This is a genomic window from Phycicoccus sp. CSK15P-2, from assembly GCF_016888005.1.
Classification (GTDB): Bacteria; Actinomycetota; Actinomycetes; order Actinomycetales; family Dermatophilaceae; genus Phycicoccus.
On the sequence record NZ_JAFDVE010000032.1, the window covers coordinates 67,165 to 81,025 of the forward strand.

The following is a 13,861-nucleotide window of genomic DNA, read 5'->3' on the forward strand; positions in this document are numbered from 1 at the left end:
ACCGCTCCTCGCATCTGAAAAAGGACACCTTCCGATGGGCAAACGCATCCTCGCCATCCTCGCCGCCGCCGTGATCGCGCTCGTCGGCGCCGTCTTCGTGCTGCTGTACGCACGCGGGGCGGACGCCAGGGCCGTCGAAGCCGCGAGCCCGACCACGGTCTACACGACCACGGCACTCATCCCCGCCGGGACCTCGCTCAAGGACGCCGTCCGGCAGGGCCAGGTCGTCGAGACCGAGGTCGCCTCCCGGGCCAAGCCGGTCGGGGCTCTCGAGGCCGTCAACGACGACAACAGCGCCCTCGTCGCGCTCACCGACATCGCTCCGGGCCAGTACGTGCTCTCTGCGGGCTTCGGAGACACTCCGCTGGGCGAGAAGGCTCTGCAGGTCGGCTCCGGCAAGCTCGCGGTCTCCGTTCAGCTGCAGGACCCGGCACGCGTCGGCACCTTCGTCACGCCCGGTTCGAACCTCACGATCTTCATGACGTACGAGCTCAAGGAGACCTCGGGCAAGGAGGGTTCCGAGGAGACGGAGGAGACCTCGGAGAACGGGACCGGCGTCCTCCTGGAGAACGTCAAGGTCATCGCGATGGGCGAGGCCTCCCTCACCCCGGCCCAGCCGACCGGGGAGGGCGAGGAGGCCGCCCCGCAGGGCGCCAGCTTCCTCGTCACGGTCGAGGTCGACCCAGCCCAGGCGGTCCGCCTCGTGCACGGCATCAACAACTACACTCTGTACGCGGGTCTGCGCGGCAGCGAGGTCAAGCTCCCGAAGGACCTGCAGATCTCGGACTCCACGATCGCCAAGGACACGACGCGGTGAACATCCTCTGGGACGCAGACTCCGGGGCGTTGGAGCGGTACCGCTTCGCGCTCGGGGCAGACACGCAGCGGATGGAGTCCGCGGCGCTGGTCGCGCGTGCCCTTCACGAGAACACCCAGGTCGAGCAGGTCGTCATCGGTCCCGACGTGACGCTCGAGCAGGCGTGCGAGCTCGCGGAGGCGGCCCGGCTGGACCGCCCCGAGCTCGGCGTGATCCTCATGCGGACGCGGGTCGACGTCAACGCCCTGTCGCTGGCGCTGCGGTCGGGGGTCCGTGAGGTCGTCGGTGCCGACGACCACACGGCCCTGGCCGACGCGCTGCGCCGTAGCCGTGACCTCACCTCGCGGCTCATCGGCCACGCCTCCGGGGGTGCGGCCCGCGAGGGCCGGGTCGTCACGGTGTTCTCAGCCAAGGGCGGGGTCGGCAAGACGACGACCTCGACGAACACCGCGACGCATCTCGCCCACAGCGGGTTCCGCACGCTGCTCGTCGACCTCGACCTCTCCTTCGGCGACGTCGCGATCAGCCTCCAGCTCGTCCCGACCCAGTCGGTGTTCGACGCGGTCGGGATGAGCGGCCACCTCGACGAGGAGGGGCTGAAGAGCCTCGTCGTCACGCACGCCGACAGCGGGCTGGACGTCCTCTGCGCGCCGAACGACCCAGGCGACGCGGACCGCATCCCCGTCCCGACGGTCAGCGAGATCCTCAAGGTCGCGCGGAGGTACTACGACTTCGTCGTCGTGGACACGCCGCCGTCCTTCACCGAGCACGTGCTCGCCGCCGTCGACCTGTCCGACTCGCTCGTGCTCATCGCCACGCTCGACATCCCGGCGGTGAAGAACCTGCGGGTCGCGATCGACACGCTCGACATGATCGGGAGCCCGAAGGACGCCCGGATCATCGTCCTCAACCGCGCCGACGCCAAGGTCGGTCTGCGCGCCGAGGACGTCGAGACCGCGATCAAGACCCCGATCGCCGTCAACGTGCCCAACTCGTTGACGGTCCCCGCCTCGGTCAACCGAGGTGTGCCCATCGTGCTCGACGAGCCCAAGTCGGCGGTCGCGACCGCCCTCAAGGACCTCGTCGACAACCACATCCGCATCGGTCGCGACACCGAGGTGAACGGTCAGGTCTCCGAGGCCGCCGCCGCGTCGCGCAAGAGCCTTTTCAGGGGGCGTAAGTGAGTCTCGCCGACCGTCTCGACAGTGTCCGCCGTGCCCAGGCGGGGGCCGACAGCCCGTCCTCCGGGTCGGAGCGGCCCGGGGCCCACCCCAGCCGCCGGCGCACCCCGAGCCCCTTCCAGGAGGTCAAGGACCGCGTCCACCAAGGGCTGATCGAGACCCTGGGGCCGCGTCTCTACGACCCGCACCTGCCGGAGAACGAGCTGGCCGCGCAGGTGCGCCAGACCCTCCAGCAGACGATCGACGCGGAGCAGACCCCGCTCTCGCACGCCGACCGGACCCGGATCGCCCAGGAGGTCTCCGACGAGATCCTCGGGCACGGGCCGCTCGAGCCGCTGCTCCGGGACCCGGACATCAGCGAGATCATGGTCAACGGCGCCGACATGATCTACGTCGAGCGCAGCGGAAAGCTGTACCGCGTCGAGGCCCACTTCTCCAGCGAGTCGCATCTCCGCCGGGTCATCGACAAGATCGTCGGCCGGGTCGGCCGGCGTGTCGACGAGGCGAGCCCGCTCTGTGACGCGCGTCTGCCCGACGGCTCGCGTGTCAACGCGGTCATCGCGCCGATCGCGCTCGACGGCGCCCAGCTGACCATCCGGAAGTTCTCCCAGGACCCCTACACCGACGCCGATCTCATCGCCTTCGGGACGATCAGCCCGAGCGTGCGCGACTTCCTCAAGGCGTGCGTCATCGGGCGCCGCAACGTCATCATCTCCGGCGGTACCGGTTCCGGTAAGACGACGACCCTGAACGTCATCTCGTCGTTCATCCCCGAGGACGAGCGCATCGTCACGATCGAGGACGCCGCCGAGCTCCAGCTCCACCAGGACCACGTGCTGCGGCTCGAGTCCCGCCCGCCGAACATCGAGGGCAAGGGCTCCATCGCGATCCGCGACCTCGTGAAGAACTCGCTGCGTATGCGCCCCGACCGCATCGTCGTCGGTGAGGTCCGGGACGGAGCCGCCCTCGACATGCTCCAGGCGATGAACACCGGTCACGACGGGTCCATCACGACGGTGCACGCCAACACGCCTCGAGACTCGCTCTCCCGTCTCGAGACGATGGTGCTCATGGCGGGTGTCGACCTGCCGGTGCGTGCCATCCGCGAACAGGTGGCCGGCGCGGTCGACCTCATCGTCCAGCAGGCCCGTCTCAAGGACGGATCGCGCCGCATCGTCGCGATCAGCGAGGTCGTGGGGATGGAGGGCGAGGTCATCACCCTCCAGGACGTCTTCACCTTCGACTGGTCCGCCGGCCGGGACGAGAACGGCCGTTTCCGCGGGTCGCTCATCTCCACCGGGCTGCGCCCGAAGTTCCTCCAGGACCTCAACGACCTCGGGGTCGAGGTCCCGCCGTCCCTCTTCGTCAACGGAGCCGGATGACCATGGCCACTTCCCTCATCGCGGCCCTGCGTGCCAGGTCCTCGTCCGTGCTGTCCGTCGTGGCCTCGACGGTCGTCGCGCTCGCGCTGCCGGTCCTCGGCGCCCCCGCCGCCGTGGGGGCCGAGGCCGTGCCGACCACGCTCAGCGACGTCCGGGTCCGGGACTCCTCCGTCGAGGCCACGGTCGTTCTCCGCTCTTCGGACAAGACCCTCACCGTCGACCCGTCCTCGGTCACCGCGACCCTCGGTGGCAAGCCGGCCAAGGTCAGCCTGACGCCGGCAGAGGCGACGTCCCGGTCGACCATGCTCGTCATCGACACCAGTGGATCGATGGGCACCTCCGGGATGGCCACGGTCCGCGAGGCCGTCAAGCAGTTCGTCGCCGCGGTCCCCGAGGACGTGAAGGTGGGCGTCGTGTCCTTCGCCTCCACGTCCGGCGTGGACGTCGAGCCGACGACCGACCGCGCAGCAGTCCGTGCCAGCGTCGCCGGCCTGCGCGCCCAGGGCGAGACCTCGCTGTACAAGGCCATCCAGGACGCGGTGAAGGCCCTCGGCACCGAGGGCGAGCGCAGCATCGTCCTGCTCAGTGACGGCGGGGACACGGTCGCCGCGATCGAGGGCGGCTCCGCGAAGGAGAAGAGCGAGCGGAAGAAGGCCCTCGACGCCCTGGCCAAGGCCAAGGTGCGCGCCGAGGTCGTCTCCTTCAACACCCCCGAGGCCGACGGCGGTGTCCTCGACCAGCTCGCCTCCACCGGAGGAGGGTCCGTCGCCAAGGCCGGTGACAGCAAGGCCGTCGCGGCGGCGTTCGGCGCTGCCGCCCGGGCCCTGGAGTCGCAGGTCCACATCTCGGTCGACAGGCCCGCCGGGGTGTCCGGCGACGCCGAGCTCGTCGTGAGCGGCGCGGCGTCCGGTGAGTCGTTCTCGACCACCTCGCCGCTGGACCTCGGCGACACCGCGCCGGTCGAGGTCGAGCCGGTCGCCGCCCCGGCGCAGCAGTCGGCCTTCCCCGACATCGCGGCGCCGATCAGCGCTCTCGCGCCGAAGCTCCTCGTGCCGGCCATCGTCACGCTGTTCCTCGGGGTGTTCCTCCTCGCGCTGGCGCTCATCAACCCCTCGTTCCGGACACGTCGCAGCGAGCGGATCAGCGCGGTCGAGGCCTACGGTCTCGGCGCACCCCGGGCACAGAAGGCCCAGACCGCGAACGCCGCCGCGCTCAGCGAGTCGATCGTCAACATGGGCGAGCAGTTCATGGAAGGTCGCGAGTCGACGACCAAGACGATGGAGCTGCTCACCCGCGCCGACCTCCCGTGGCGGGCCGGGGAGTGGCTCGTCCTCCGGATGATCGCCGTGGTCGTCGGCGCTGCGCTGGGCTTCCTCTTCGGCGGCGTGTGGGTCCTGCTCGTGGGTGCCCTCGTGGGGTTCATCCTGCCGCCCTTCGCCCTGCGCTTCATGGCCAAGCGACGGGGACGCAAGTTCGAGGAGGTCCTCCCCGACGTCATGATGCTCGTCGCGACGTCGCTCGCCTCCGGCTTCAGCCTCCTCCAGGCGCTGGACTCGGTGGCCAAGGACGCCCCGGAGCCGGCGTCCAAGGAGTTCTCCCGGGCGCTCGCCGAGGCCCGGATCGGCGCGGACGTCAGCGACGCCCTCGACAGCATGGCGGTCCGGATGGACAGCCGGAACATGCACTGGACCACGATGGCGATCCGGATCCAGCGCGAGGTCGGTGGAAACCTGGCCGAGACCCTCCGGACCACGGCCGGGACGCTGCGCGAGCGCGAGATGCTCCGGCGCCAGGTCCGGGCGCTGTCGGCGGAGGGTCGTCTCTCCGCGTACGTCCTCGTCGCGCTGCCCATCGGGCTGTTCCTCTTCAGCCTCAAGGCCAACTACGAGTACGTGAGCCTGCTCTGGACCACGACACTCGGCATCGGGATGTCCGTCGCCGGCATCGTCTCCATGACCATCGGCATCTTCTGGATGCGCAAAGTCGTCACGATCGAGGTCTGAGCCATGTTCCTCCTCATCGCCGGTATCGGCCTCGTCATGGCCGCCCTGCTCCTCATCGTCCTCGCGGCGACGGTCGGCTCGGGCCAGACCACGGGGGTCGCGAAGTCCCTCGAGCTGCTCAACCACAAGACGACCGTCCGCGAGGTCGGCCGGAACGAGCTCGGAGCCCAGGAGCGGCTCCTCGTGCCCGTCCTGGACCGGCTGCGCGGCCTCGCCGACCGGCTGTCGCCGGCCGGGACCGGCGGGCGGATCGCCCGGTCGTTGGACCGGGCGGGCAACCCCGCGGCCTGGACGGTCGAGCGGGTCATGGGTGCCAAGGGTCTCGCCCTGCTCCTCGGCATCATCCTTCCCCTGCTGTTCTTCGGGTTCGGCCTGTACCCGCTCATCGCGGCCGCAGCCGCTGGTGTCGCGGGCTTCTTCGTCCCCGACCTGCTCGTGTACAACGCCGGGCTCAAGCGCCAGGAGGACATGCGCAAGGGGCTGGCCGACGCGCTCGACATGCTCACCGTGTGTGTCGAGGCCGGCCAGGGCTTCGACGCGGCCATCCTCCAGGTGGCCCGGACGGTCGACGGGCCGATCGCGGGCGAGTTCGCCCGCGTGCTCTCCGAGATGCAGATCGGCAAGTCGCGCGGTGAGGCGTTCAGCTCGCTGGGGGAGCGCACGACGGCGCCCGAGCTGAAGAACTTCGTCAGCACCCTCGTGCAGGCGGACCGGCTGGGCCTGCCGATCGCCGGCGTGCTGCGTGAGCAGACCAAGGAGATGCGGGTCGTGCGGCGTCAGGCGGCGGAGGAGCAGGCGCAGAAGGTCACCGTGAAGATCCTCTTCCCGCTGCTGCTCTGCATCTTCCCGGCGCTGTTCATCGTCATCATCGGGCCCGGCGCGATCCAGATCGCCGAGGTCTTCGGCAGCATGTGACCCGGTCGGGACGGGCACTCCCGACCCGACCCGACGGCTCTGGAGCCACCCGGAGGAGGGACGCGCCGGTGTGGCTCGGGTCCTGGTTCAGCCGCGGTCGACGTCCGGGACGAGCCCGAGCCGGACCGCGGCGATGACCGCACTGGCCCGGTTGTGCGCGCCGAGCTTGTCGTAGATCTTGCCGATGTGCGTCTTGACGGTCGACGGGCTCATGTAGAGCGACTTGCCGACCTGGGCCACCGACGCGCCCTCGACGAGCAGCTTGAGGACCTCGGTCTCCCGGCTGGTCAGGGTGGTCTGCGGCTGCTCGTGCCGGCGGCGCATCGCCTCGGCCAGCCCGCTCGCCGAGAACTCGAGGGGGAAGTCGGCCGCGCGGCGGACCGCCGAGAGCACCTGGTCCGACGGGGCGCTCTTGCGGACCAGGGCGGAGGCACCGGCGTCGAGGGCCTCGAGGAGCGTCGAGTCGTCGTTGAGCATCGTGAGGACGACGAGCCCGACCTCCCTGGACTGCTCGCGCACCGCCCGCACGAGGTCCAGTCCCGAGCCGTCAGGCATCGTGACGTCGATGACGGCCACGACCCGCCCCGGGGGAGGAGTACGGAACAACCTCTCGAAGAGGGCCCGGCCCTCGCTGAGCGAGCCGGCGTGGCCGACGACGCTCACCTCGTCCTGCGAGTTGAGCATGCCGGCCACCGCTTCGCGGACCACCGCATGGTCGTCGACAAGCACGACGCTGATCGTCACGGCCTCTCCCAGGTCGTCAGGTCGTCACCTTCGCTGCCGAGGTGGCGACGGGTTCGTCAACGTTCAGGCTAACGGTCAACCGGCCGTTCGCCTCGTTGCGCACGACGAGTGTCCCGCCGAGAGCGGCCAGGCCAGGGCTGCGGAACGTCCGGCGCGCCCGCTGCGGGTCGCCGTCGTGCGACACGTCGACCTTCGCCGGGCCGACCACGGACGTCGCCAGCGAGACCCAGGCGTTGCGTGCGCCGGAGGCCTGGGCGTCGGCGAGGACGTCCATGACGAGCCGGTGGACGAGCATCTCGATCCGGGGGTCGAGTCTGCGCCGGCCCTCGCTCACGGTGATCGTCGTGCGGACGCCGGTCATGCTGCCGAAGCTCTGCACGGCCCCGCCGAGCACCGCACCGAGGCCGGTGCCGGGACGTTCGGCGACCCGGAGGTCGGTGATGTGCAGGCGCAGGTCGGCCATGACGTCGCTCAGCCGGTCGCGGAGCCCGTCGAGGGAGTCACGCAGGTCCGTCCCGGGCGGGCCGGCCTGGGCGCGGAGGGCATCCACCTGGTACCCGAGCGCCGCGAGCTCCTGGGCGATGCCGTCGTGGATGTCGCGGGCGATGCGGTTGCGCTCCTCGAGGCTCGCGTACTGCCGCAGGTTGCCGAACAGCAGACCGGCCTGGACCGTGGGCGCGAGCCGCCGGGTGACGTCGACGACCATCCGGCGCTCCTGCTCGCTGAAGCCGTGGTCGATGCCGCGCTCGACGACGACGACGGTCGTCGGACCGGTGCCGAAGGAGATGGGGACCACGAGGGCGCGTCGCCGCCCCATCTCGTCGTCGAACGGGATCTCCGTGGGCTTCCAGCTCGCAGGGTTGGCCGCGAGGAGCTCGGAGAGCGCCTCGGAGAGGTGCCACGGGGCACGGGTCGAGCCACGCAGCGCCACGGGCACCAGGTGCTCGCTGTCGGTGGTCACGAGCACCGCACTGCGCGCCGAGGGCACCTCTGCGGCGAGGAGGTCGAGGGCGAGCGTGGCTCCGGCCGGCGCGTCGAGACCGGTCGCCATCTCCTCGGAGAGGTCGTGGAGGCGCTGGATGAGCTGGATCGCCTCGCGGGCCGCGGGGTCGGCCTCGTCGAGCTCGTGCTCGGCGACGAGCCGCTGGTTCCAGGCGCCGAGCGCACCGAGGATGAGGGCGGCGCCCACCCACGCGAGCAGGCCGTAGCGCACGATCTCGTCGTGCTGCCACGACGAGACCGTGAGGAGGTAGACGACGCTCGCGAGGACGCACGACAGGAGGTAGCCGACGCGGCCGAACCGTCCGCCCGAGTGGTACGCGGGGATGAGGACGAGGAGCGCCGCGCCCAGCTGGGCGGCCGCGTAGCCTGCTCCTGCTGCGGCGGCGGACATCGACAGCAGCGTGAGGATGATGGTGTCGAGCAGGCCCTCGCGGGAGATCGGCATCCGGTCCAGGGCCGCCACGACGATGTCCAGGACGACCACGGCCAGGAGCCACGGCAGGACCTCGAACACCGTCTGCGTGACGATCGACAGGAACACGGTGAGGACCGCGAACGCGAGCCGGATCTTCGCCGAGGCATCGAGCCACGTCAGACCCATCGACCGTTCCACGCCCCCCAGGGTACGTCCGGGCCTGCGTCGAAACCGCGGGTTCGCCCAGCTGCCTGTGTGATGATTGACCGCGGTTCACTCGTAGGGGAAGGACGAGGCGGTAGTGAAAGGACGCGTGCTCGTCGTCGACGACGACCTCGCACTCGCCGAGATGCTCGGCATCGTGCTCCGGGGCGAAGGCCTGGACAGCGAGCACGTCGCCGACGGCTCGAGCGCTCTCGAGGTCTTCCGGGGCTACCGCCCCGACCTCGTCCTGCTCGACGTCATGCTGCCCGGCCAGGACGGGCTCGAGGTGTGTCGGCAGATCAGGGCCGAGTCCGGGGTCCCCATCGTCATGCTCACGGCCAAGACGGACACCGTCGACGTCGTCCTCGGGCTGGAGTCCGGCGCCGACGACTACGTCGTCAAGCCGTTCAAGCCGCAGGAGCTCATCGCGCGGGTGCGGGCGCGCCTGCGCCGCGGTGACGAGCCGGAGCCGGAGCGCCTGGGCATCGGAGACCTCGCCATCGACGTCGCCGGCCACTCGGTCACCCGCGGGGGCGAGCCGCTGAGCCTCACCCCGCTCGAGTTCGACCTCCTCGTCGCACTGGCCCGCAAGCCGTGGCAGGTCTTCACCCGCGAGGTCCTGCTCGAGCAGGTGTGGGGCTACCGGCACGCGGGCGACACCCGGCTGGTCAACGTGCACGTCCAGCGCCTCCGCTCCAAGATCGAGCACGACCCCGAGCATCCGGAGATCGTCGTCACCGTCCGCGGGGTGGGGTACAAGGCGGGCCAGGCCGGCGCGTGAGCGGGTCGGGCGCCGTCCGCCTGCGGTCCGTCGCCGGAGGCGGTTCCGCGCGGGGCGCGCGTCGTTCCCTCGGCGGGCCGTGGGGTGTGGTCCGGCGGGTGCTCCTCGGGGCGCGCCATCGTTGGCGCAGGTCGCTGCGGCTGCGCGTCGTCACGACGACGATGCTCCTGGGTGTCTTCGCGATCACCGTGCTCGGCTCGGTGCTGCACGCCCAGATCGCCAACGGGCTGGAGCGCAGCCGGGTGTCCAACGCCCAGTACGAGGCGCTGGCGCTGACCGCCCAGGCCCAGGCGCAGTGGCTGAACTCGACGTCGGCGTCGGTCGACGCCCTCAACCAGGCGGCGACCGACATCGTGACCCGCATCCTCGCCGCGCCGGGGCCGGACCCGCGCCGGTTCGTGGTCCTGACCCGCTCGGTGTCCAACGACAGCGACATCGTCCTCGCGAGCGTTCGCACCGGGGCACCGGACCAGTCGGTCGTGAGCCCCGAGCTGCAGCAGGCGCTCGCGGACGACCCCACGCACCAGCACACCCAGCTGACCGAGGTGACGGTGGACCGGTCCGACGGCCCGGTGCCGGCGGTCGTCGTCGGGACGGTCGTCGAGGTGCCCAACGCCGGCCTGTACGACCTGTTCTTCATCTACCCGATGGAGCAGGAGGTCGCGACGATGGCGCTCATCGGACGGGCCTTCGTCGTCGCCGGTGCCACCCTCACGCTGCTCGTCGGTGCGGTCGCCTGGGTCGTGACCCGCCAGGTCGTCACCCCGGTCCGACGGGCGGGGGAGGTCGCCCAGCGGCTCTCCAGCGGCCGGCTCAACGAGCGGATGCCCGCCAAGGGCGAGGACGACCTCGCGCTGCTCGCGACGTCGTTCAACAACATGGCCGACAGCCTCCAGTCCCAGATCCGCCAGCTCGAGGGCCTCTCCGCGGTCCAGCAGCGGTTCGTCTCGGACGTCTCGCACGAGCTGCGCACCCCCCTCACGACCATCCGGATGGCCGTCGACGTCATCCACGGCAACCGCGAGGAGTTCGTCGACGCCTCGGTCGCGCGCTCCGCCGAGCTCCTCGCCGGCGAGCTCGACCGCTTCGAGGAGCTCCTCGCCGACCTCCTCGAGATCAGCCGGTTCGATGCGGGCGCCGCGGCGCTCGACGTCGAGGCGGTCGACCTGCGCGGGACCGTCGAGTCGGTCGTCGCGGCCGCCCGTCCGCTCGCCGAGAAGCGCGGGAGCCCGGTCTCGGTGCTGGCGGGAGGGGTGCCCGCCGAGGCGGAGGTGGACGAGCGCCGCGTGGCGCGCATCCTGCGCAACCTCGTCGTCAACGCCATCGAGCACGGCGACGGTCGTCCGGTCGACATCCACGTCGGGGTCGACGACGACGCCGTGGCCGTCGTCGTCGAGGACCACGGGGTCGGGCTGCGGCCCGGCGAGGCCGCCAACGTCTTCACCCGCTTCTGGCGGGCCGACCCTGCCCGGGCCCGCACGACGGGGGGGACCGGGCTCGGGCTCTCCATCTCGCTCGAGGACGCCCGCCTGCACAACGGCTGGCTGCAGGCCTGGGGGGAGCCGGGCGTGGGCTCCCGGTTCCGGCTCACCCTGCCCCGGCGCGCCGGGAGCACCCTGCACGCCTCCCCGCTGCCGCTCAGCCCGGAGGACCCGTGAGCGCCCTGGGCCGTGCCGTCGCCGTGGTGGGCGTGCTCGTGCTCACCGGGTGCGGGGCGCTGAGCCGCTCCGGCCCGGTGCAGACCGGCCTCGAGGTCGGGTCCGGGGGAACATCGCCGGTGACGATCGTCTTCCCGGGGCCTGCCCGGGACGCGAGCCAGGAAGCCATCGTGCGCGGGTTCCTCCGCGCCGGTGCCGCCAGCGACGGCGCCTACGACAACGCCCGACGCTTCCTGACGCCGACCGTCAGCGAGCAGTGGAACCCGGACGGGACGATCGTGCTCCTCGCGAGCGACGCCGCGCCCACGGTCCGGCAGGTGGGGGGTGCGACGGTCGAGGTGTCGGCCGAAGCCGCCGGGACCGTCGACGAGACGGGGCGCTACACCGCGGCCGAGCCGGGTAGCCGCGTCACGGCGCGGTTCGTCCTCGCCACGGTCGACGGTCAGAACCGGATCTCGGCCATCCCCGAGGGTTTCGGGCGCTGGATCGTCAGCCGCGACGTCGCCCGCCTCGTCCAGCCCTACTCCGTGCACTACGTGTCCTCGAGCCGCCGGGCGCTCGTCCCGGACGTGCGCTGGTTCCCGCTCGACCGGCTCGCCACCCGGCTCGCGCTGGCCCAGCTGCAGCCCGTGCCGCAGCACCTGGAGGGCGCGGCGGTCTCGGCCGTCCCGGCCGGTGCACGCCTCCTCGGTGACGCGGTGTCCGTCGAGAACGGCGTCGCGACGGTCGACCTCATCTCGAGCGCGATCGACGTCGGCCAGACCACCCGGCAGAACCTCTGGGCCCAGTTCATCCGGACGCTGACCCAGGACTCGTCGGTCATCGCGGTCCGGGTCGCCGTCGACGGGGTCCCGGTCGAGCTCGACGGCATCCAGGGCTCGGTGTCCAGCGTGACCCGCGTGGGCTTCCCGTCCCCCACGCCGCCGACGTCGTCCGTCCCTCCGGTCGTCCGTCGGGGCGAGCAGCTCTCGTTCTTCGGTCCCGACGACCGGGGGGGACCCCAGGCCACGCCCACACCCGAGGCGACCGAGCTGCCCGTGGTACCGGCCGGGTTCACCTCCCTGGCGCTGGCCGCGGACGGGGGGGAGGTCGCCGCCGTGGATCCCGGTGGTGACGGCATCTCACGATGGCGGGCCGGCACGCGGTACGAGGTCCCGAGGTTCGCGACCTCGGTGAGCGCGCCCTCCTACGACCGCAGGGGGTACCTGTGGGCCGGAGGCGTCAGTGGCGCCCAACGCCTCTTCGTCGTCGACACCCGCTCGGATCCCTCCGACCCGGAAGCCGCCGCCGCGACCCCTGTGACTGCCGAGTGGCTGAAGGGCCGCCAGGTGCTCCAGGTCAAGGTCGCGGCCGACGGCGACCGCGTCGTCGTCCTCTCCGCGGCACCGGGCGGGCGGAACCCGAGGGTCGACCTCGCGGGGGTCGTCAGGGGCGAGGACGACCGTCCGCAGCGGCTGGCGGCGCCGCTGGCCCTCGGCGTCGGGTTCACCGGTGCCCGGGGCCTGGTGTGGGTCGACGACGAGACCGTCGCGACGATCGCCGCGACGCCCGGTCGTGGGGCCCTGCCGACGCTGCTCTCGACGGGGGGCGACGTGCAGACCCTCGAGGAGGTGCCTGGAGCCGACGCCGTGGCGACCACGGGCGACGAACGGAACCTCTACGTCATCACGGCGAAGGGCGACCTGTACGTCCGTGTGGGGCAACGGTGGGCGGAGAACGGCGAGGCCGGCGAGCTCGCCGCGCCGGGCGGCTGACCCCTCCCGTCGTCCACAGGAGCGGCTCGGGTCGCCCTCGTCCACACGTCCCCGCCCGCTGCTCGCGCGGTGCGGACGACCCCGAGCACCCTCGTCCCATGGACGACCTCGGGAGGCACCTGGCCACGACGATGCGTGCCGCGGCGGGGCTCGTCCTGCCCGCGCGGTGCGCGGGATGCGGGACGGCCGGCGACCCCTGGTGCGCCACCTGCCGCGCCGGCGTGCTCGGGGTCCCCACGCGGGTCCGAGTGCCCGGAACGCCGTGCTGGGCGGCGGCCCCGCTCGGGGCGCCGCTCCGGTCGCTGGTCACGGCGCACAAGGACGGTGGCCGCGCAGACTCCCGACGGGTGCTCGTCCCGCTCCTCGCCACGGCCCTCTCGACCGTCCTCGTGCGTGAGAGCGGACCACGCCGGGCGGCGGCTCTCGGTGAGCCGGTCCTCGTGGTCCCCGTTCCGACCCGGGGCTCTGCCCGCCGCCGTCGTGGCGAGGACCCGGTCGCGGCGCTCGTCCGGGACGCCGTGGCGTCCCTGGGAGCCGGTGGACCGGTGTTCGCGCCGGTGCTGCGGCACACCCGGCCGGTGGCCGACCAGGCCCGGCTCGGCCGGGCCCGACGCTGGGCGAACCTCGCCGGCGCGATCGCGGTGTCGCCCTCGCGCGCGGCGCTCGTCCGCGGTCGGGTCTGCGTCCTGGCGGACGACGTCGTGACCACGGGCTCCACCCTCGCGGAGGCCGCGCGCGCCCTCCGGGCGGCAGGAGCCGCCGACGTCCTCGCGGTCGCCGTCGGCGCCACCCCGTGAGCCGCCGGGGACGTGCGAGAACGGTCCGGACGAGGTTCTCCGTCCTGGTTGTGGCGACCCCCACGGGCGGCTAGCGTCATGTCAGTGTCAGGGTGACAGCGCCGCATCGCGGTGGTTGGGTCCTGAGCACTGGCTGTCTGGCTCGTAGCGTCGGTGCCGCCTTCGGGTTGGCGAGCATGCGTTTTGTCGGCGGCCGGTGTGAAGGACC

General features: G+C 72.1%; 11 protein-coding genes. 9 read left to right on the plus strand and 2 right to left on the minus strand.

Features of this window, described 5'->3' with window-relative positions:
• The first annotated feature begins 34 nt into the window (after nucleotides 1-34).
• The 5 genes from JQN72_RS17145 to JQN72_RS17165 are packed head-to-tail and all read left to right on the plus strand — an operon-like array spanning nucleotide 35 to nucleotide 6,298.
• Entirely contained in the window at nucleotides 35-817 is a 783-nt protein-coding gene (locus JQN72_RS17145; RefSeq protein WP_204136356.1) for an RcpC/CpaB family pilus assembly protein, read from the plus strand.
• Nucleotides 814-2,001, plus strand: coding sequence for an AAA family ATPase (locus tag JQN72_RS17150; RefSeq protein WP_204136357.1), 1,188 nt, complete (start codon nucleotides 814-816; stop codon nucleotides 1,999-2,001). Before JQN72_RS17145 ends, JQN72_RS17150 begins: the two co-directional genes overlap by 4 nt.
• Nucleotides 1,998-3,380: a CpaF family protein gene (locus JQN72_RS17155; protein WP_204136358.1), complete on the plus strand. Its 1,383-nt coding sequence runs from the start codon at nucleotides 1,998-2,000 to the stop codon at nucleotides 3,378-3,380. Before JQN72_RS17150 ends, JQN72_RS17155 begins: the two co-directional genes overlap by 4 nt.
• A 2-nt stretch (nucleotides 3,381-3,382) precedes the next feature.
• Complete coding sequence (locus JQN72_RS17160; RefSeq protein ID WP_204136359.1) at nucleotides 3,383-5,383, plus strand: type II secretion system F family protein; 2,001 nt, start codon at nucleotides 3,383-3,385, stop codon at nucleotides 5,381-5,383.
• A 3-nt stretch (nucleotides 5,384-5,386) separates the two neighbouring features.
• Nucleotides 5,387-6,298, plus strand: coding sequence for a type II secretion system F family protein (locus JQN72_RS17165; protein ID WP_204136360.1), 912 nt, complete (start codon nucleotides 5,387-5,389; stop codon nucleotides 6,296-6,298).
• A gap of 87 nt (nucleotides 6,299-6,385) precedes the next feature.
• Here the strand turns inward: JQN72_RS17165 and JQN72_RS17170 are convergent, their stop codons facing one another.
• Together JQN72_RS17170 and JQN72_RS19005 are read right to left on the minus strand one after the other, a co-directional pair.
• Nucleotides 6,386-7,042, minus strand: coding sequence for a LuxR C-terminal-related transcriptional regulator (locus JQN72_RS17170; protein WP_204136361.1), 657 nt, complete (start codon nucleotides 7,040-7,042; stop codon nucleotides 6,386-6,388).
• Between the two features lie 16 nt (nucleotides 7,043-7,058).
• Nucleotides 7,059-8,657 carry a histidine kinase gene (locus JQN72_RS19005; RefSeq protein WP_204136362.1) on the minus strand — a complete coding sequence of 533 codons (1,599 nt, stop codon included), beginning with the start codon at nucleotides 8,655-8,657 and terminating at the stop codon, nucleotides 7,059-7,061.
• Nucleotides 8,658-8,760: 103 nt separating this feature from the next.
• Between JQN72_RS19005 and mtrA the strand changes: the two genes are divergently transcribed.
• The 4 genes from mtrA to JQN72_RS18610 all read left to right on the plus strand — a co-directional run bounded on the left by mtrA (nucleotide 8,761) and on the right by JQN72_RS18610 (nucleotide 13,653).
• Entirely contained in the window at nucleotides 8,761-9,444 is a 684-nt protein-coding gene (gene mtrA / locus JQN72_RS17180) for an MtrAB system response regulator MtrA (protein WP_204136363.1), read from the plus strand.
• Nucleotides 9,441-11,102, plus strand: coding sequence for an MtrAB system histidine kinase MtrB (gene mtrB, locus JQN72_RS17185; protein WP_307812796.1), 1,662 nt, complete (start codon nucleotides 9,441-9,443; stop codon nucleotides 11,100-11,102). Before mtrA ends, mtrB begins: the two co-directional genes overlap by 4 nt.
• Nucleotides 11,099-12,856 (plus strand): GerMN domain-containing protein, encoded by a 1,758-nt coding sequence (locus JQN72_RS17190; protein WP_204136364.1) that lies wholly within the window; start codon nucleotides 11,099-11,101, stop codon nucleotides 12,854-12,856. The genes mtrB and JQN72_RS17190 overlap by 4 nt, the downstream gene beginning before the upstream one ends.
• Nucleotides 12,857-12,954: 98 nt before the next feature.
• A complete protein-coding gene (locus JQN72_RS18610) occupies nucleotides 12,955-13,653 on the plus strand; it encodes a ComF family protein (RefSeq protein ID WP_239100818.1) in 699 nt (232 codons plus the stop codon).
• The last annotated feature ends 208 nt before the right edge of the window (nucleotides 13,654-13,861 follow it).